Origin of the sequence: Nocardia mexicana NBRC 108244, from assembly GCF_001613165.1 — a bacterium.
In the GTDB taxonomy this organism is placed as follows: Bacteria; Actinomycetota; Actinomycetes; order Mycobacteriales; family Mycobacteriaceae; genus Nocardia; species Nocardia mexicana.
The window spans coordinates 36563-56279 of the sequence record NZ_BDBV01000050.1 but is presented as its reverse complement, the minus strand read 5'-3'; the positions used below and the strand labels follow the sequence as shown (position 1 = coordinate 56279).

16 protein-coding genes and 2 pseudogenes are annotated in these 19717 nt (G+C 69.4%); 16 read left to right on the top strand and 2 right to left on the bottom strand.

Annotated features, from left to right (window positions below; translation table 11 throughout):
- Positions 1–16: 16 nt before the first annotated feature.
- The 13 genes and pseudogenes from NM1_RS20275 to NM1_RS20220 all read left to right on the top strand — a co-directional run bounded on the left by NM1_RS20275 (position 17) and on the right by NM1_RS20220 (position 14149).
- Complete coding sequence (locus NM1_RS20275) at positions 17–1054, top strand: glycosyltransferase family 4 protein (protein ID WP_068022143.1); 1038 nt, start codon at positions 17–19, stop codon at positions 1052–1054.
- Positions 1051–2193 carry a glycosyltransferase family 4 protein gene (locus NM1_RS20270; RefSeq protein WP_068021908.1) on the top strand — a complete coding sequence of 381 codons (1143 nt, stop codon included), beginning with the start codon at positions 1051–1053 and terminating at the stop codon, positions 2191–2193. The genes NM1_RS20275 and NM1_RS20270 overlap by 4 nt, the downstream gene beginning before the upstream one ends.
- The gene (locus tag NM1_RS20265) at positions 2186–3535 is read left to right on the top strand and encodes a lipopolysaccharide biosynthesis protein (protein ID WP_084519824.1); all 1350 of its coding nucleotides are present in this window, start codon (positions 2186–2188) and stop codon (positions 3533–3535) included. Before NM1_RS20270 ends, NM1_RS20265 begins: the two co-directional genes overlap by 8 nt.
- A complete protein-coding gene (locus NM1_RS20260) occupies positions 3532–4533 on the top strand; it encodes a CgeB family protein (protein WP_068021905.1) in 1002 nt (333 codons plus the stop codon). Before NM1_RS20265 ends, NM1_RS20260 begins: the two co-directional genes overlap by 4 nt.
- A gap of 48 nt (positions 4534–4581) precedes the next feature.
- Positions 4582–5979: a hypothetical protein gene (locus NM1_RS20255; RefSeq protein ID WP_084519823.1), complete on the top strand. Its 1398-nt coding sequence runs from the start codon at positions 4582–4584 to the stop codon at positions 5977–5979.
- Positions 5970–7253 carry a Wzz/FepE/Etk N-terminal domain-containing protein gene (locus tag NM1_RS20250; RefSeq protein WP_068021899.1) on the top strand — a complete coding sequence of 428 codons (1284 nt, stop codon included), beginning with the start codon at positions 5970–5972 and terminating at the stop codon, positions 7251–7253. The genes NM1_RS20255 and NM1_RS20250 overlap by 10 nt, the downstream gene beginning before the upstream one ends.
- Positions 7250–8623, top strand: coding sequence for a glycosyl hydrolase family 28-related protein (locus NM1_RS20245; protein WP_068021896.1), 1374 nt, complete (start codon positions 7250–7252; stop codon positions 8621–8623). Before NM1_RS20250 ends, NM1_RS20245 begins: the two co-directional genes overlap by 4 nt.
- Positions 8620–9984 carry a GNAT family N-acetyltransferase gene (locus NM1_RS20240; RefSeq protein ID WP_068021893.1) on the top strand — a complete coding sequence of 455 codons (1365 nt, stop codon included), beginning with the start codon at positions 8620–8622 and terminating at the stop codon, positions 9982–9984. The genes NM1_RS20245 and NM1_RS20240 overlap by 4 nt, the downstream gene beginning before the upstream one ends.
- Positions 9984–11321, top strand: coding sequence for a glutamate-1-semialdehyde 2,1-aminomutase (locus tag NM1_RS20235; protein ID WP_068021889.1), 1338 nt, complete (start codon positions 9984–9986; stop codon positions 11319–11321). The genes NM1_RS20240 and NM1_RS20235 overlap by 1 nt, the downstream gene beginning before the upstream one ends.
- Positions 11322–11430: 109 nt before the next feature.
- Positions 11431–11557, top strand: a pseudogene (locus NM1_RS44665) (glycosyltransferase); the annotation flags it as partial.
- Between the two features lie 188 nt (positions 11558–11745).
- Positions 11746–12693: pseudogene (locus NM1_RS20230) on the top strand (glycosyltransferase); the annotation flags it as partial.
- A 55-nt stretch (positions 12694–12748) separates the two neighbouring features.
- Positions 12749–13531, top strand: coding sequence for a methyltransferase domain-containing protein (locus NM1_RS20225; protein ID WP_068021887.1), 783 nt, complete (start codon positions 12749–12751; stop codon positions 13529–13531).
- Positions 13532–13705: 174 nt separating this feature from the next.
- On the top strand, positions 13706–14149 hold the full coding sequence (locus NM1_RS20220) for an SgcJ/EcaC family oxidoreductase (RefSeq protein WP_068021880.1): 444 nt from the start codon (positions 13706–13708) through the stop codon (positions 14147–14149).
- Positions 14150–14153: 4 nt separating this feature from the next.
- Here the strand turns inward: NM1_RS20220 and NM1_RS20215 are convergent, their stop codons facing one another.
- On the bottom strand, positions 14154–14333 hold the full coding sequence (locus NM1_RS20215; RefSeq protein ID WP_068021875.1) for a hypothetical protein: 180 nt from the start codon (positions 14331–14333) through the stop codon (positions 14154–14156).
- A 369-nt stretch (positions 14334–14702) separates the two neighbouring features.
- Entirely contained in the window at positions 14703–15014 is a 312-nt protein-coding gene (locus tag NM1_RS20210) for a hypothetical protein (RefSeq protein ID WP_068021872.1), read from the bottom strand.
- 265 nt (positions 15015–15279) lie between these two features.
- Here NM1_RS20210 and NM1_RS20205 point away from each other — a divergent pair, with 265 nt between their 5' ends.
- The 3 genes from NM1_RS20205 to NM1_RS20195 all read left to right on the top strand — a co-directional run bounded on the left by NM1_RS20205 (position 15280) and on the right by NM1_RS20195 (position 19677).
- The gene (locus tag NM1_RS20205; protein ID WP_084519822.1) at positions 15280–16422 is read left to right on the top strand and encodes a helix-turn-helix transcriptional regulator; all 1143 of its coding nucleotides are present in this window, start codon (positions 15280–15282) and stop codon (positions 16420–16422) included.
- 257 nt (positions 16423–16679) lie between these two features.
- The gene (locus NM1_RS20200) at positions 16680–17360 is read left to right on the top strand and encodes a biliverdin-producing heme oxygenase (RefSeq protein ID WP_068021869.1); all 681 of its coding nucleotides are present in this window, start codon (positions 16680–16682) and stop codon (positions 17358–17360) included.
- Between the two features lie 319 nt (positions 17361–17679).
- Positions 17680–19677, top strand: a complete 1998-nt coding sequence (locus NM1_RS20195; RefSeq protein WP_068021866.1) for an SDR family oxidoreductase — start codon at positions 17680–17682, stop codon at positions 19675–19677.
- The last annotated feature ends 40 nt before the right edge of the window (positions 19678–19717 follow it).

Sequence of the window (19717 nt, the reverse complement as noted above, 5' to 3'; positions counted from 1 at the left end):
TCCGCTACAGGTCCATATGACCGGGTCGGAGTGGTTCGGTGCGGCACCCGGCGGGTTGAACCGATACTTCACCGACCTGTATTCGGCGCTGGCCCGCAGGCCCGAGATCTCGATCACCGCAACAGCTTTCGGCGACCCGCCGCCCGGCGGGCAATCCTGGGGGCCGACCGGTGGGACGACACTGCACCGGGCCCGCCGCGCCTTTCTCGACCGCCCGCCGCTCGGCGCTCTCGTGGACAGGCACTTCTGCCTCTACGGTCCCCCGGCCCGCGGACCGCTGGTCGTCCATTTCCACGGCCCGTGGGCGCAGGAGAGCCGGCTGGCCGGAGCGTCCGGCCGCAGCGTGCGCGCGAAGTACCTGCTCGAACGTCTCCGGTACGCGCGGGCGGATCGGTTCGTCGTGCTATCCGGCCGGTTTCGCGACCTCCTGATCTCCGATTACCGGGTGCCCGCGGAGCGGATCGCCGTCATCGCGCCGGGCGTCGACCTCGATCGGTTCACCGCCTCCGACACCCCCGCGGATTCGGCGCCGCGGGTGCTGTGCGTCCGGCGGCTGGAACGCCGCATGGGCCTGGACACGCTCATCCGCGCGTGGCCCACCGTGCTGGACCGCCACCCCGGCGCCCGCCTCACGGTCGCCGGAACCGGCACCGCGGCAACGGAATTGCGCACCCTGGCCGCGGAACAGCCGTCCATCGAGTTCACGGGGCGCGTCACCGATGAGCGGCTCACCGAACTCTATGCGCGGGCGCACTGCACGGTGGTGCCGTCGGTCGCGCTCGAGGGTTTCGGGCTCATCGCCCTGGAATCGCTCGCCGCGGGGCGCGCGCCGATCGTCTCCGAATGCGGTGGGCTGCCCGATTCGGTCCGAGGGCTCGACCCGTCGCTGATCGTGCCGCCCGGCGATCCCGACGCACTCGCCGAGCGCCTCGCCGCGGCCCTCGACGGCGGCGTCCCGACCACGAAACAGTGCCGCGCGCATGCCGAATCGTTCTCCTGGGACGCGGCCGCCCGCCGCCACGTCGCCCTCTATCGCGAACTGGCCGGACCGTGAAGGCCGTCTTCGTCGCGCACACCGCGGCGCCGTCGGGAGCCGAACTGGCCACGCTGCGGCTGGTGTCGGCGCTACGCGCCCATATGGACGTCGCCGCCGTCTACACCGCCGACGGCCCGATGCTCGAGCGGATGCGCGCGCGGGGCATCGAAACCCATTTGTTACGCAACACTTTCGACAGCCGCGCGATGACCATCGGGAAGGCGGATGCGCGCCGACTGCTGACCGGCGCGGTCGCCCTGGTGCGCGTGGGCTGGGCGCTGGGCGCCACCGCGCGTGGAACGGAGGCGTCGGTGCTGGTCGCGGAGAGCACGAAAGCGCTGCTGATGGGCGCGGTGGCGGCTCGCCGCGCCCGCATACCGCTGATCTGGCAGGTGCACGACCGCATCACGCCCGATTACTTCGGCCGATGGCTGGCGCCGCTGATCCGCCTGCTCGGCCGGGTCGTCGCGGACGGGTACATCGCCAACAGCCACACCACCCGGGCATCGCTGCGCACCGGGCGCAAACCGGTCGCCGTCGCCCCTCCGGGCCTGGAACCGCGCCCGCCCGCACCGCGTCCCGGTCAGCGCCCACCGGCGGAGACGGTGGTCGCGGTCGTCGGGCGGCTGGCCCCGTGGAAGGGGCAGGACGTCTTCCTCCGCGCGGTCGCCGATACGGCGATCCGGCCGCAGCGGATCTACCTCGTCGGCGGCGCGTTCTTCGACGAGGAGCCCTACCGCGCCGAACTCGAGCGCCTGGCCGCCGAACTCGCGCTGCCGGTGACCTTCACCGGACACATCGACGATCCGGAAAGCCTGCTCCCGCAGGCCGATATCCTCGTGCACTGCTCCGTGCTGCCGGAACCGTTCGGCCAGGTCGTGGTCGAGGGAATGCGCGCGGGCTGCGCGGTCGTGGCCACCGGGCCCGGCGGCCCGGCGGAGATCGTCGAACCGGAGATCAGCGGACTGCTGGTCGACGCCGGAGACCGCGGGCAGCTCACCGCCGCCCTGGACCGGCTCATCGCCGATGCCGGACTGCGCCGCAAACTCGCCGACGCGGGCCAGGTTCGCGCGCGGCATTTCGGTATCGAGGAGACCGCCCGCACGGTCGCCGCGCTGCTGACCTCGATGCCGCGAAAGCGGGTGCGGCATGGCTGATTCCGCGGAGACCGAGCAGCGCCCGGCGGCCCGGCCGCGCCGCCGGCACCGCCCGCTGCAGCACGGCCGGATCGCGATCCTCCGCGATATCGGCTACGTCAGCTTCGGGAAATACGGCCAGTACGTGATCACGGTGGTCACGCTGCCACTCATCTCCCGCCTGCTCGGGCCGCACGGGGTCGGGCTGCTCGCGATCGGTATGTCGTCGTATTTCATCGGATCGCTCGCGGTGGACCTGGGCATCACCTCGTTCCTGGCCGCGAAGGTGCACGACGCGACCGACGGGGCGACCATCGAACGGCTGCGCGGCACCTATCTGGCCGTCCGCGCCACCACGCTGAGCGTGCTCGGGGCCGCACTGCTGGTCAGCCTGCCGATCGGGGTGCCCGCGGCGCTGCACATGATCCTGCTCGGCCTGTTCGCCGGTGGGCTCTGGTCGATCTCGGAGGATTGGCTGCTGATCGGGCAGGGCCGGTTCGGGACCTCGACGCTCTATCAGGGTGCGGGCCGGATCGGTTACCTGGTGCTGCTGGTGCTGTGGCTGCCGCGCATGCCCACCGCCACGACGGCCATGCTGTGCCTGTTGCTGTCGTCGCTGCTCACCATCGCACTCACGTGGTGGGATGCGTTGCGCACCTACGGAATTCCGGGAAGGCCGCGGCAGCTGCGGCAGGTGCTGCGGATCGGCGCCCCGGTACTCACCTCCCGGGCGCTGGTCACCAGCTACGGGCAGGGGTCGGCGGCGGTGTACGCCGCCGTGCTCGACACCGCCTCGCTCGGGCTGTATTCGGCCGGGGACCGGCTGGTGCGCGCCTTCCAGTCGCTGCTGGACCCGATCGGTTTCGCGCTGCTGCCCCGCATGGCGCGGCGCGGCGCGGAGGAAACGTTCTGGCGCAACGCCACTCGCTCGCTGCTGGCCTGCCTGGCGGCGGCCGGTGTCGCGACGCTGGGCGTCTGGCTGGCCGCCCCGATTCTCGTGCACGTGATGTTCGGCAACGCCTTCGCCGCCGCGGTGCCGCTGCTGCGGGTCGAGGTGCTCATCCTGCCCGCCACCACCATCACCTCGCTGGTCACCACCGCGGTGCTGCCGGTGCGGCAGGACACCACGGGTGTCCTGATCGGGGCCGTCATCGGCACCTGCGTGGCCGCCGGGGCGCTGGCGATCGCCGTGCACACCGAATCGGTGTGGACCCTGGTGTACGGCACGGTCGCGGCGGAGATCACGGTGGCGCTGTGGTACGTCGTGCGGATGCGGTGGCTCGTCGTCACCGAGCGCGCCGCGCGGCGCGACACGACAGAATCCGTCGGGGTGGCGGGTCACGAGGAGGGGGATCGATCATGAGAATTCTGTTCGTGGGCGATGATTGGGTCGGGAGCAACGCCCGCTCGCTCGCCGACGGGTTCCGCCAGGCCGGGCACGAGGTGGTCGTGGTCGACACCACCGCGGTCACGCTGCCGCCCCGATTGTCGCCGCCGTGGGTGTACGCGAAGGTCGCGCACCGGCGGGCGCCGTGGCGGGTCGCCGACGTCCACGACGAGATCGACTATCTGGCCGCCGATTTCGCACCAGATATGGTCTTCGCGTTCAAGGCCGTACATCTGGACCAGGCCCGGCTGCTGTCGGTTCCGGCGGCCCTGCACGTGCACTACAGCCCCGACGATGTCGCCAATCCGGAGAACATCAGCGCCGACTACCTCGCGCACGAGGCAAATTGGGATCTCATCGTCACCACCAAGCGGCACAACGTCCCCGAACTGCGCGAGCGCGGCGTCGGCTCCGTCGCGTTCGTCTCCAGCGCCTACGATCCCGCGTGGCACCATCCGGCCGCGCGCCGCGGCGACCGATTCCTGACCGGTTTCATCGGCGCCTGCCGTCCCGATCGACGCGGCCTGCTCGTCGACCTCGCCCGCGAATACGGCGGCGGCCTGGCGGTATACGGGCCTGGATGGCGGCGGGTGGCGCCGCTGTGGCGCACCGGCGCCGCGGTGCGCGGGCCGGTCTACGGCGAACACTTCTCCGTGGCCGTCGCGGCCGTCACCGCGAACCTGGTCCTGCTCAACTCCGCGAATCGCGATACCCACACCTGCCGCAGCTACGAAATCCCCGCCGCCGGCGGTCTTTTCGTCGGCGAAAGGACCGAGGAGCACGCCGCGCTGCTGGCCGAGGACACCGAGTGTTTCCTCTTCTCCTCGACGGCGGAGCTGCGCGACATCCTCACCCGCTGCGCCCGCCATCCCGACCAGGCGATCAAGGTCGCCGAGGCCGGGTATCGCCGCATCACCGCCGGGCGGCACCGCTACCTCGATCGCGCCCGCGAAATCGTCGAGGCGATCGGGTAACGGCGGGACCGCCCGAACTGACATAAGGGTGATGAAGGACATGGGGTGATGGGCGCCGCGCAGCCCGAAGTATTCCTCGTCGCAGGGGCATTGGCGAGCATGGTGGTCGCCGCCTTCTGGCTGTCCGGGCCGATCCGGATCTTCCTGATCGCACAGGTCGCGCACTGGACCCTTTCCTACCTGGCGCGACCGGCGGTGCTGCTGTGGGTGCAGCCGCAACCGCGGTACGGCGACAACATTCCCGACCCGCGGCTGGCCCAGCTCGGCTACGACCACGGGATCGCGGCGGTGCTGCAGCCCGTCGTGTTCGGGCTGTGGCTGTATGCGGGACTGGTTGTGGCGTACACGATTTGGTCGCGACGGCGGGAGACTCGGCCGGGCGGCGAGACGGCCCGGCTGCCCTTCGTGCACTTCGCCCACGACCCGGTCTTCATCCGGACGCTGGGCATCCTCTACGGCATCGGCACGCTCGGCCGCCTGGTCGCGGTGGCGACCGGAAACAACGGCCGCGCAGGGGAATTGGAAAGCCCGAACCCCGTGATCAATCTGGTCACCCTGCTCGCCACGCTCGGCGCCGTCGGAATCATCGTGTACGTCCGGACCGCGACGGCGCGCACCACGCTCCTGATCATCGCCGCCCTGACCTGCGGCGAGCTGCTGTGGACGGCCGCGGTGCAGTCGAAGACCCCCATCGTCGGTGCCGCGCTGGCGATCGCGGTGCGCTGCGCCATGACCGGCTGGACGCGCGCCAAGGTGGCCGCCGTGCTGGCGATCACCGCGCTGGCCGTCGGCGGATTCGGCTGGCTACAGTCGCTGAAGGCCACCGACACCGCCAAAGCCGAGGCGGCGGTGGGCGATTCCGGCTATCCGGCCGCGGTGCGCCCGTTCCTGAGCCTGCTGCGCCGCTTCGACGGGCTGGAGGCGGCCACCGACGCCTACTATGCGGGCCCGCGCTCCTGGCTGGCGCCGCCCGAGGTGCTGCTGCACGCCGTCCAGAGCCTCATCCCCACCCAGCTGCTCGGCGCGGAGAAGTTCCGCTCCGGCGCCGCCTGGGCCGATGCGGTGCGCGGCGGATCGGTGGACATGACACAGGTGTCGGTGTCGCTGGCGGAGGGGAATATCAACGAGGGCTATGTCCTGGGCGGGTATCTCGGTGTCGCCCTGGGGGTCTCGATCACCTTCGTGCTGTTGCTCGGCTGGACTCGCGCGCTCTACAGCAGGCATCTCGCGATGCCCGTGCTCGCGCTCGCGATGATCGAGGTGCCGGTGTTGTTCGAGCGCGGAATGCTCGGCACGGTCGAAACACTCGGCAAGTATCTGCAGGCCGTGGTGCTGGTGTGGGTCACATATCTACTGATCGCCGAATATCGGCGGCAGGCGGCAGAGCGGCCGGCGCTCGCCGGGCTGCCCGCCGCCGGGAAAACGAGGGCAGGGCAATGGGTTTGATCGATCTCTGGCATATCATCCGGCGGCGGTGGCTGATACTGCTCGGCGTGCTGGTGTTGTGCTCGGCCGTGGCCTACGCGTACGCGCAGAGCCAACCGGTCACCTACACCGCCTCCAGCACCTGCTACGTGTCGATGGCGACCGGCACCTCGGTCAACGACTCCTACCAGGGCGGGCTGGCCGCGCAGCAGCGGGTGCGGTCCTATCTCGACCTGGCGGGCAGCGAGACGGTGGCGCAGCGGGTCAAAGATCAACTCGGACTGTCGATGTCGACCGGCGAGCTGCGCGGCCGCATCACCGCCTCGTCCCCGCCCGCCACCATGATCATCGTGATATCGGTGCGCGACGGCACCGCCGACGGTGCCCGGATACTGGCCGACGAGGTGGTCTCGCAGTTCCGCCTCATGGTCGGCCAGCTCGAGACCATCCAGCGCGAGGCCGCCCCCGCCGCCCGCGTGGCGGTGGTCGACAAGGCGCAGCTGCCGGGGGCGCCCAGCGGGCCGCAGACTCAGCGCACTCTCATGCTCGGCGTGGTCGCCGGGATGATCCTCGGACTGCTCGCCGCGATCGCGCGGGACCGCCTGGACCGGCGGCTGCGGACCTCCGGTGATCTCGCGGCCGCCGCACCGGTGCCGACCCTCGCCATCATCGACGACGGGCGGCCCGGCGCCCCCGGCGAATTCCGGCGGCTGCGTACACGGCTCGGCGACGACACCGCGAGCGTCCTGCTCACGTCGCTGTCGGACCGCTCCCGGCCCGAGGTGGCGATCGGGCTGGCGCGCACCTTCGCCGATACCGGCGACCGGGTGGTGCTCGTCGACGCCGACACCACCGGGGAGGGCAGCTCCGGGCGGGTGCCGGTGCAGGCCACGGCCGGACTGTCCGAACTGCTCCGCCACGCTTCCCCGCTCGACGACGCGGTGACGGAATGGCTGGAGGCGGGCCTCAGCGTCCTGCCGATCGGCGTACTGGATTCCCGCACACCGGATCTGCTGGCCTCCGAGCGGTTCGCCGAGATCATGTCCAAGTTGCGCAGCGAGTTCGACCGCATCGTGGTCGAGGGCGCGCCGGTCGCGACGGCCGCCGATGCCCTCGCGCTGTCGCGGCGCTGCGACGCGACGATCGGTGTCGTGCAGCTCGGGACCAGCACCGCACCCCGGGTGCGCGGGGCGCTGGCGACGTTCGGGACCGACCGGTTGACGGGGACGGTCGCCTACTCGGCTCCCGCCGATGGGCTACGGAAGGCGTTGGGCCGCTTGGGGAGACGCACATGACGCCGGGCGGGCACGGTGCGGATGCCGATCTCGTGCGCCGCAGGCGGCTGCTCGCCGTCACGCTCGGCGCGGCGGCGGCCGGATCGCTCGCGGCGTGCTCCTCGGAGGCCGACCCGAGTTCCGAGTTCCGGTCCCCGCACGTGACCGACGCGCCGTCGGCACGCAATATCCGCGACTTCGGCGCCGTGGGCGACGGGCACGCCGACGACACGGCGGCCCTCGCCGCGGCCGTCGCGGTGGGCGACCGGCCGCTGGTGATGTATCTCCCGGCCGGGCACTACCGGGTCACCCGGTGGCCCGAATTGCCCGACTACGCAACGATTCTCGGTGACGGCGCGGATGTCACCACGATCGTGTACGAGGGTGACGGGACGTTGATCTCGCTGCGCGGCAAACAGCGGGTCCGCTTCGCGCGCCTCGGCTTCTTCCTCTCCGGCGCCGCGGCCACCGCGGTGCAGCTGACCGAATGCTTCCGCTGCTCCTTCGACTCGGTCCTGCTGCGCGGCAACCACCTGTCGGAGAACTTTCCCAAGTACACCCGCCAGCGCGGGGTGGTGCTCGACGGCAATACCGGCGGCACGGCGTTCATCGACTGCGATATCAACAACTTCGGGTACGGCCTGGTCACCTCGTGCATCCAGAACTACGTCACCTCTTCGAAGTTCACCAACAACCGGATCTCGGTACTGGGCACCGGCGGCGATCACAATGCCGGATTGGCGCTGTCCAACGTCGAATTCGTCTCCGACGAGGATCCGGGAACCACCGACCGGCACGTGGTCGTCGACGGCCCCGCCAACGACTGGTGGTTCACCAACGTCTGGTTCGAGGGGGCCGACACCGCGCTGGCGATCGGCGGCAACGGCGGTGGGCCCGCGCAGTTCGGGATGGTCAACTGCAAAGTCGCCGCCCGCACCACCTGCCTCGAGCTGACCCACTGCCGCCAGCCCTATCTGGCCAATGTGCAGTTCGATCCGGACCTCGACACACCGCCCACGGAGGTGCGCATCGACGCCGCCGGATGCCCGGAGGGCACCGCGATCAACCTGATCTCCGGTTCGCACGACGACGTCGATCCCCGCGTGTTCCCCGACGGCTGGCACGTCCTCGGCCGCGGGCGGGTGCACGGGGCACGGTTCTCGGGGACCGTCGTCGCGCAGGCCACGCGGCCCGACGCCGATGTGCTGCAGATCCAGGACCGCGACGGCGCGGTGCTGTCGGCCGTCCTGCCCGGCGGCGCCTGGCTGTCCGAGCGGGCCGACAGCGGGATCGTGCTGCGCGATGCCGCGGGCGGATACTGGCGGCTGTCGGTCGGCACGGACGGGGCCGTGCGGGCGGCGTCGCTGGGCAGACAGCGGCCCCGATCATGAGGCACCGCACGGCCGCGCGGCTCGGCCCGATGGGCCTGCACGGCAGTACCGTCGTCATCCGCCCGCCGCGGCCGGGCGACCATCCGCAGTGGCGACGGCTCCGGCTGCGTGATCGCGCGCTCATCGAACCCTTCTGGTACAGCTCGCGACTGGACTGGGCCACGCGGCACACCGAAAAGCAGTGGGTCCGTGAGTATCTCGTCAGCCGGGCGGAGATGCGGGCCGGGCGGCGGTTGCCCGGGGTGATCGAGATCGATGGGCGGTTCGCCGGGCAGTGCGAGCTGTGCTCCATCGATCTCCGGCGCGGCACAGCCGAAATGAGCATCTGGATCGACTCCCGGCTCGCCAGGCACGGATTCGGCGGCCTCGCCGCCGGGCTCGTCGTCGATCACGGGTTCGAGACGCTCGGCCTGGCGCGCATCATCGCACCCATATCGCCGGGCAACACCGCCGCGGCGCGCGGCGCCGCCGAGCTGGGTTTCGTGCGTGAAGCGCTGATGACGCGGTACTTCGACGCGGGCGGGGCGCGTCGCGACCACGAACTGTGGGCCCTCACGCGCGACGACAGGCCGCCAGAAGGATTCGCCGCGAGCTGGATTCGCAGAATTCTCGCCAAAGACGCCGAAGGGACTTCCGCCTCTATTCCGGCAACCTCCCCGCGCCCGACCATGGAACGGGGTTCGGTCGAGTCGGCCGACGACGACTCGGCCGGACAGCAGGGGGTCAGCAGTGAGCGCTTACATTGTGCCGCAGCTCTTTTCAGCACCGCCCTGCGACTCGCGATCGGGCAGGTATGGCGGCGAGCCACGGGGCTGGGCGGCGGTTGCCGGGTATGCCTGGAAATTCCCGGATACCCCTACGCCGTCCTGCGCAGCAGACGCCTGTCCGACCGGCTCGGCTGGGCCGCGGCGCGGCGGCGCAACCCGGCCCACTTCGGCGGCTCCCGCCCCCGGGCCTGGTGGCGCGAGATCGCCCGCAGCCACGGTGGACTGCGCTCACCCGCCGGGCTGGTGCTGGTGCTCGACGTCGACGGCACCTACGCCGGCGAGGGCCGCCTGTTCGACCTGGACATGTTCGATCGCAACGCCCGCATGCGGGTCTGGGCCGATCCCGCTCACGCCGACGAGGCCGTCCGCGCGGCGGCGACCCGGGCGCTGCTCGACCATGCTTTCGGCACGCTCGGACTGCTGCGGGTCGCGACGGAGATCGATTCCGAGGACCGCGAATCCGCCGACGTCGCCGCCCGGGCGGGCCTGCTGAAGGAGGGAATCATGCGCAACTACCCGGGTCCCGCCGGGCGGCACACCGACCACGCGCTGTGGGCACTGACCGTGGCGCTACCGGACGAGGAGCACTCCTGATGCGACACTTCGCCCGCAGCAACGAGATCCAGCGCCGCCTGCACGAGGTGGTTCCCGGCGGCGCCCACACCTACGCCCGCGGCCCGGACCAGTATCCGGAAGCGATGGCACCGATTCTGGTGCGCGGCAGCGGATGTCACGTCTGGGACTGCGACGGCAACGAGTACGTCGAGTACGGCATGGGCCTGCGGTCGGTCACCCTCGGCCATGGGTATCCGCCGGTGGTGCGGGCGGCCGCCCGCGCCGTCGCCGACGGCATGAACTTCTCCCGCCCGACGGAGCTGGAACTGCTTGCCGCCGAGGACTTTCTGGCGTTGGTGCCGGGAGCCGACATGGTGAAGTTCGCCAAGAACGGTTCCGACGCGACCACCGCGGCGGTGCGTCTCGCGCGGGCCGTCACGGGGCGGGAGGCGGTGGCGATCTGCGACCAGCCCTTCTTCTCCGTGGACGACTGGTTCATAGGCACCACCGCCATGAAAGCCGGGATCCCCACCGCGAACTCGACACTGCGCTTCCGCTACAACGAGCTGGATTCCCTGGCGGCCGTGCTCGATTCACAGCGGGTCGCCTGCGTGATCATGGAGGCCGCCACCGCGCTCGCCGAGCCCGATCCCGGATATCTGGAGGGCGTGCGCGCGCTGTGCGACCGGCACGGCGCGCTGCTGGTGTTCGACGAGATGATCACGGGCTTCCGGTGGTCTTCCGGTGGGGCACAACAGGTTTACGGGGTGACACCGGATCTGTCCTGCTGGGGCAAGGCGATGGGCAACGGGTTCCCGATCTCGGCGCTGGCGGGCAAGCGGGAGCATATGGAACTGGGCGGGCTGCGCACCGAGCGCGACCGCGTATTCCTGATGTCCACCACGCACGGCCCGGAAACCGGCTCGCTGGCGGCGTTCCGTGCCGTCGTGCGCGCCTACGCCGACACCGATCCCATCACACGTATGGAGCACGCCGGGCGGCGGCTGGCCGACGGGGTGAACAAGGTCGCCGCAGAACTCGGCATCACCGAACACCTGCAGGTGATCGGGCGCCCGTCCTGCCTGATCTTCACCACCCGCGACCTCGACGGGCGGCCCTCGCAGCCGTTCCGCACCCTGTTCCTGCAGGAACTGCTGGAGCGGGGCGTACTGGGCCAGTCCTTCGTCACATCGGCGGCACACGGTGAGGCCGCCATCGACCACACCATCGACGCCTGCGCGGAGGCCGCAGAGGTCTACCGGCGCGCCCTGGACCAGGGCGGCGTCGACGGGCTGCTGCGGGGCCGACCCGTCGCCCCCGCCCTCCGCCGCAAGGCCACCCCCCGCTACATCGACCCCACCGAGCCTCCCCTATGAAAACCCGGCCCCACACTTCCCGCACCCCTTGTGTGTTCCCGCACCCCTTTCGAGGCCCTGCAACCGGTGCGAGAACACTCGAGGGGTGCGGGAAAGGGCGGGGGTAGTCGTGAGCGGGCATCGCATCGCCGTGGTGCACGAGCGATTCACGGAGTTCGGGGGGTCCGAGGCCGTGGTCGCCGAGTTCATGAAGATCTGGCCGGAGGCGCGGATGCATGCGCCGATCGTGACGCCGGAGTGTTTGGCGGCGATGCGCACGGCGGTCGAGGCGGACGACGGCGGCCTCGCACGGCCGCCGGAGCTGGGGACCACTCACCTCCCTTCCAGCACAGTCCATTCGGGCACGATGCTGTCGTCGAACGATGCTCGGGGCTGGACCATCGCCCGTCATCCGTCCGCCGCTCGGCGCCACACCTTTCACACCACCTGGTTGACCCGCGCACACGATCTGACAGGCCGCCGGTCGCATGCTCCGCTGCTGCCGTTCGTGCCCCGGGCGCTACGCCGGCTCCCACTCGCTGGTCGGTACGACGCCGTGCTGGTCAGCCATCACGCCTTCGCCATCCAGGCGGCATTCGCTACCGATGCACCGGTGATCGCGTACGTGCACAGCCCCGCCCGCTGGGCGTGGGATCGCGGCTTCCGCGAACGCGAAGCGGGCGGCCGCGCAGGACAATTCGCACTCACGGCGCTCGGTCACCTGGCCCGCCGAGCTGAGATACGCGCCGCGCCCCGGCTCGCGCATGTGGTCGCCAATTCGCAGGCGGTCGCCGACCGCGTCCGGGACTGGTGGGGCCTGAACTCTTCGGTCGTGAATCCGCCAGTCCGCATCGACCGCTTCTCCCCCGATCCCGGAATCGCGCGCGAGGACTTCTTCCTGTTCGCGGGGCGCCTGGTCCCCTACAAGCGACCGGATCTCGCGATCCGCGCGGCCCAGCAGGCCGGATGCCGCCTGGTCGTGCTGGGCGACGGCCGGTTCCGCGCCCACCTCGAAACCCTGGCGGGCCCGGAGACCACCTTCCTCGGCGCCGCTCCCGACGACGTCCTCATCGACATGTACCGTCGCTGCCGCGCCCTGCTCATGCCCGGCGTGGAAGACTTCGGCATCGTCCCAGTGGAGGCAATGGCCTGCGGCACACCGGTTCTCGCGGTCGGCGAGGGTGGCGCCCTGGATACCGTCCGCCCCGGCGTCACGGGCGAGCATCTCCGGTTCGGCGACGACTCCGCCGTGGTGACCCGCTTCGCCACCGCCATGCGCGAATTCGACCCCTCCGCCTACAACCCCACCACCATCCGCGCCCACGCCGAGTCCTACTCCCCCACCGCATTCCGCACCCGGATGGCCGAGACGGTCGCGCACGTCCTCGCCTGAGCACGGCACGGCGATACGCAGACCGCCCCCGCAGGCTGTCGGTACCCTCGTCTCCATGGCCGCCGTGATCTACGAGGACAGTCGCCCCGACAACTACCTCCAGCGTCTCGCCAACTCCGCGATCGGCCGCCAGTACAAGCGAACCGCGTTGGAACAGCTCGATATTCAGACCGGCGACACCGTTGTCGATCTGGGGTGCGGCCCAGGCGCGGATCTCGAAGCGTTCGCCGCCGCGGCCGGACCCGGCGGTCGAGTGATCGGATTCGACAGCGACGCCGCCGCCTTGGCCACTGTCTCACGGCAAACGGCCGGACTGCCGCACGTCGAGCTGCGCCACGGCGATATTCACACGCTGGATCTGGACACCGACAGCGCGGACCGCGCTCACACCGACCGGGTACTGCAGCATGTCGCCGAACCGGACACCGTGCTGCGAGAGGTCGCACGGGTCCTGCGGCCCGGCGGCACCGCGGTGTTCGCCGAACCCGATTGGCACACGCTGATCATCGACCACCCCGACATCGGTATATCGCGCGCGTACACCCGATTCGTCACCGACGTGGTCGTACGAAACGGCCACATCGGCAGGCGCCTACCGGCCCTCGCGGCGGCCCGGGGATTCGACGTCCGTGACGTCCTGCCCATCACCGCCGTCTTCCGCGACGTCCAGGCCGCCGATCAGGTGCTCGGCTTACAGCGAGTAAGCAACCGAGCGGTCGACACCGGCCACCTCACCCCCGATGACGCCACCCGATGGCTCGACCACCTCTCCACCGAACCCTTCTTCGCCTCGGTGACGCTGTTCATCGTCGTCGCCGTCCGGGACTCCGCCTCTTGACCTCGAGTGCTGGCGGATTCGTGGGCGGCTGCGGGAGGGCAACCGATGGACCTGGCCTGAGCGGTCACTAACCCCGCTGTCACAGCAAAATATGCTGCGCGGAAGCGATTTATGTCCGTCCAGGCCGGTCAGCACCCTTGACCTCGAGTTCTGTTCAGGTTCCACACTGGGCCAATGGATCAGGACGACGACCGGGCGATCAGGTCCGCACTCGCGGAATACACCGACCTCTGGATCCGCCACGAGATGGACGAGTGGGGCAGGTTCTTCACCGAGAAGTCGGATTTCATCACGCACCGCGGAATCTGGTGGCGCACCCGGCAGGACAACGTGGCAGGGCACAAGGACGCCCCGGACTCTGTCATCCGACAGAAGCGGAACTACACCCAGGAAATCGCCGACATCCAGGAAATAGCCCCGAATGTCGCCCTCGTCCACACCACATGGGCCTGGCCCGACCACCGCCTCCCCGGCACGAACCAGGCCGAGGACCGCCACGGCCTCATCACCCTCGTCATGGTCAAACACACCGGCACCTGGCTGATCCGAGCCGCCCACAACACACGAGTCAACGGCCTCGACGACTTCACCCCCACCGACTCGCCCCCGGAAAGCTGACGCGTCAGGACAACCACAGCGCCGCGACAATCGCGACGACGGCGAGCATCAGCAGGCTTGCGTACAGGACGATCTCCCACCGCCGCCACGGTGGCGGACGCGGCGACTGCCCTCCCGTTCGAACTCGGTAGTCGGCCTCCCACAGCTCACGCCAGTGATCGCGCCACCAGTCGTTCTTGCCCACCGACAAAGTGTACGAAGGCCGGGATTCCCGCAACACCAGTTCCGGCGGGTACTTCTCAGCGCCACAGCACCTCTCAGCAACCGCGCCCGGAATCCGGCCGCAACCGCCCCGCATCCCGCAACACCCGATACGCCGCCCACTTACGCGGGCAATCCCTCCGACAACACCCCCGATGCAGCTGCATCACCTCGTGCGCCTGCGCCACAGTGAACGGCCGCCCCGGCGCAGCGTGGGAGTACGGCCCGAATTCGATTGTCTCGCTGGACTTCTCATCATCTGCACTGTTGCCCAGCTCGGCACGCACCAACACGCAGATGAATGCGCAAGCAACCGCCACGAGAGCAACGAACGACACCCACGCCGCGATACTCATTCCCGCCCCACCTGACAGGCAACCATCGCCCACCGCGCGAAACTCATTCGCGGCACCGCAGTTTCGACATCCACGAGGCACATCAGTGCGTGCAGCTGAATCACGTCCAAGTGCTTCGGCGACGGGGTAACCACCGCATCGACGTCGGCGGCACGCACCTGGTCGACCAACGGAAGCACCGACGGGCCGGGCCAATACAAGGCATACCCGAGTTGGCGTGCGAGCCTGCGAATTCCGGCGTTCTCCCATTCCAACCACCGGCTGACGTCCGGATCCACCCAAGCGAAAGCTGTCGGATGCGCCCTCATTGCCCCAGTCCCTCCGTCTGCCGTTTGGTGGTAGGGCGCCCACCGCCGGGGAGCCGGATCTGGAGAGTTCGTCAGCTACGACCCGGCGGCGGGGCCTGCTTCGAGCCTCCCGGGCAGGCAGGTGCCGTCAGGAGTGGCAAGAGGGTGGCATTGCGACGCTGGTTCGTCCACGACGGTGAGAGCGGCCGGCTGCCAGTGGCATCGGGGGTGGCATGGGGTGCGCAAGAGCTTCGCTGCAGGCCCGGAGGGTGGCAGGCTTGGTGGCATGTCGGTGGCCACCGGAACATTGATCAAGCAACTTCGCGTTGCCAAAGGTTGGAGCCAGGGCAAGCTGGCCGGCGAGTTGTCCAAGGTGTCGGGCTACAACATGACCCGGGAATACATCTCGCGGCACTGGGAGTCGGGCAAGACCGAACCGTCGCCGTTCTGGCTGCGTCATCTCGCGACGGTCCTCGATTGTCCGCCGGAACTGTTGGAGGCCGACGTGAACCGTCGCGAATTCCTGTCGCACCTGGCTGCGACCTCTGTAGCGCCGGTGGTGGCGTCCGATCTCTTGTCACAGGGGTTTTCGACCCGCTTGCACTCCAGCGGCCCCCAACTCGAGGAGTGGGAGGGCATGCTCGCGAGGTACGGCACCGACTACATGAGCCAGGGCGCAGGCCAGATCCAACAGCGATTGGCGGCCGATCTGGTTGTGCTGCAACAGCAATTGGATTCTCCTCGTATGTGGGCTGTGGCTGCCCGCCTCATGACGCTGTTCGCCAAGACGTACCCGGGCAGCGACGGCAACAAGGCGATCTCGTGGTACCGGATGGCAGCACTGGCGGCCGACCGGTCTGGCGACACCGAGATTCGCGTCTGGGTACGTGGCCGGGCGGCAATCGCTCTCGGATACGAAGGCGCCTCCCTTCCCGTGGCTCATGTCTTCGCCGATCAGGCCTTGGCCATATCCGACCATCACAGCCTCGGCAGACTGAATGCTCTCTGGGGCAAGGCACACGCCGCAGCGATCCAAGGCGATCAGGCGACGGCCCGCAACTTGATCGACACCGGCCGCCGTGAGTTCGACGTGTCGTACTCGGAAGAACAGACCTCGGACTACGCCGTGCCCTGGTGGCGTGTGAATGTCTTCCTCTCACTGCTGGCCGCTCGCCTCGGCGACGAGAAGGTCGCGGTCAAGGCACAAGACGATGCCCGCGCCGAACTGCCGCCGGAGCTGCCGCGTTTCGCAACGCACCTCGCCATGCATCGTGGTCTGATGCTGGTCCGCGCCGGGGACCGTGACCAAGGCGTGCGGCTCGCACGGACCGCCCTCGATGCACTACCTCCGGAGAAACATTCCCTCACGCTGCGGATGCTCATGGAAGAGATCGCCGGTCCGAACCGTACGGCTCCGATCGGAGCTTGAGCGAGTACCAAGCTCCGCCCGGTACTCGGAACCACTCGATGCACGGCATCGGTCCAGGGCAACGGAAACTCAGTGATCACGCTCACGGGCAGCGGGCGGACCCGGCCGTCGACCGGCCCGGGCGGTATCTCCGGATCCGACGACCACCCCCTAACCCTCCGAAAGTTTGATTCATGGGCGCTCGTTCCCCGGTATCGTCAGGAGTGAAGTTAGGTAACCCATAGTTGCGTTCGTGGAGTGGACGAGGAAGCAGGACCATGCCGGACACCAGCACATCGTCGGAGGCCGCGCCGTTCTCCGCGCAGATCCGCACCGCTACCGAGCGGCAACATGCGGATGCGGAGAATTCCACGTTCATGAGCGACATGCTCGGCGGTGCCCTCGGTGTGGAGGCGTTCTATCGCTACACCGGGCAGCTGTGGCATGTGTACCGCGCGCTCGAGGCGCACTGGGACACCCTCGCGGGGGATCCGGTCGCCGGTCCGTTCGTCCGCCCGGAGCTGGCCCGGCTGGCCAATATCGAGGCCGACCTGGCGCATCTCGGCGGCCCGGACTGGCGCGCCGACCTCGATCCGCTGCCGTCCACCGCCACCTATGCCGCGCGGGTCGAGGAGTGTGCGCGGACCTGGCCGGGCGGCTACGTCGCGCACCACTACACCCGCTACCTCGGCGACCTGTCCGGCGGCCAGGTGATCCGCGGGACCGCCGAGAAGCTGTGGCAGCTACCCAAGCGCGGCGACGGGGTGCGGTTCTATGTCTTCGATCAGATCCCGAACCCCGCGGCGTTCAAGCGCGAATACCGCGTCCTGCTCGATCAGCTCGCCGTCGACGATCTCGAGAAGCAGCGCGTACTCGGCGAGTGCCAGCGCGCGTTCTCGCTCAACACCGCCCTGTTCGCGGACCTCGCCGCCGAATTCCCGGTGCGGCGCCAGGGCTGATTTCCGCCGAATCGAAGTTTGCCCGACAGTTACCAGCCGCACCTCACGGTTACACGAAAACCGTTGACACACATACCGAACGGCGCCTCACGTGGTGACACGACACACACCATGCGGGGCGCCGTTCGGTTGCGAGCACATACCTGTCGCCGCTAAAGTTACCCATCAGTTAGGCACGAAGGTGTTCCTACCTCGGCCCGACTTCTGTTAGTGGGCCGTATCTTCCACGTCCGCATCCACCGACGAATGTCGGACGAGCAGTGTTGCACCTCAGATGAAACTCGGTGTGCGACAACAGGTTCGACAAGCAGGAGGGGCGATGGTCTCCTACATCGTGACGGGTGGCACGGGATTTCTGGGACGGCGAGTGGTGCAGGGGCTCCTCGACGACGATCCGGCCGCGGTGATCCATGTGCTGGTGCGTGAGGCCTCCGCCGCCAAGCTCGCCGAACTCGCCGCGGGCTGGAACGCACAGGACCGGGTCTTCCCGCTGATCGGTGACCTGGCCGCGGAAGGCCTTGGGCTGCAGGATGATCCGCCGACCGCGGAGCACGTGGTGCACCTGGGCGCGGTCTACGACATGACCGCCGACGAGGAATCCGCCTACGCCGCCAACGTCACCGGCACCCGGGGTGTCATCGCACTCGCCACCGGACTGGGCGCCGTACTGCACCACGTGTCGTCGGTCGCGGTCGCGGGCGACCACCGCGGCAAATTCTTCGAGGACGATTTCGACCTCGGCCAGAACCTGAATTCTCCCTACCACCGCACCAAGTTCGCGGCCGAGAAGCTGGTCCGGGAGGCGAAGGGACTGCGCTGGCGGGTGTATCGGCCCGCGATCATCGTCGGCGATTCGCGCACCGGCGAGATGGACAAGATCGACGGCCCGTACTACTTCTTCCCGGCCATCGCCCGGATGGCGGCCCTGCCGTCCGAACTGCCGCTGCCGCTGCCGGATCTGGGCGCCACCAATATCGTTCCCGTCGACTACGTCGCGGCGGCGATGGTGCGTCTGATCCGTCGTCCCGGACTGCCCAAGCGGACCTTCCACCTGGTCAATCCCGATCCGCAGCCGTTCGCGGAGATCTACGCCGCCCTCGCCCGCGCCGCCGGGGCGCCGGCCGGGCTGGGCGCGGTGCCGGGCAGCCGCACCGGGCTGCAGGCGCTGGCCCATCTGCCGGGCGCCACCCGGGTCCGGAATCTGTTGCTGCAGCAGGTGGGAATTCCCGCCGAGGTCGCGCCGCACGTGTCGTTCGAATCGGAATTCGTCTCCGACTCCACCCGCTCCCGGTTGCGCGGTCTGCCGGTGCCGTCCTTCGACTCCTATGCCACCAAGCTCTGGGAGTACTGGAGTGCGCACCTGGATCCCGACCGCGCCCGCCGCGGCGAGAGCGGCGATCCGCTGCGCGGCCGCATCGTGCTCATCACCGGCGCGTCCTCGGGCATCGGCCTGGCCACCGCACACGCCGTGGCCCGCCGCGGCGCCACCGTGCTGATGGTCGCCCGCAACCTCGACGAGCTGGAGGCCGCGGCCGCCGCCGTGCGCGCCGAAAGCGGTGCGGCACAGGCGTATTCGTGCGACATCACCGATGAGAAGGCGGTCGAGCTGCTGGTCAAGCAGGTGCTGGCCGATCATCACCACGTCGACTACGCGGTCAACAACGCGGGCCGCTCGATCCGTCGCTCGGTGCTCGACTCCACCGACCGAATGCACGATTTCGAGCGCACCATGGCGGTCAACTACTTCGGCGCGGTGCGGCTGATCCTGGCGCTGCTGCCCGCGATGCGCGAGCGGCGGTTCGGGCACTTCGTGAACATCTCCTCCATCGCCGTGCAGACCAAGGTGCCGCGTTTCGCCGCCTACGTGGCGAGCAAGTCGGCGCTGGACACCTTCAGCGATATCGCGGCCGTCGAGAACGCCGATGCCGGAATAACATTCACGTCTGTGCGCATGCCGCTAGTGCGCACCCCGATGATCGCGCCGACCGATCTCTACCGCTCCGTCCCGGTGCACACCCCGGATCAGGCGGCCGCGATCGTCGTGCGCGCCCTGGAGGAGCGCCCGTCCCGAATCGACACGCCCATCGGCACTTTCGCGCAGCTGGTGGATACGGTGCTGCCCTCGGTGAAGAAGGCGATCCTGCACCAGGGCTTCCGCCGCCTCGGCGAATCCCGTGCGGCGGAAAGCGGTATGGAGGCCGATCATTCCGAAGGCCGCAGTCCGCTGCTCGCCCTCGCACCGATAGTGCAGCCCCTGATGAGCCTGCCCACCCCCGCCGCCCGGATCATGAACCGAATTCCCGGGCTGCACTGGTAGGCCAGGCCACCGGAACGCGCCACACCGTGGGGTGCGACCA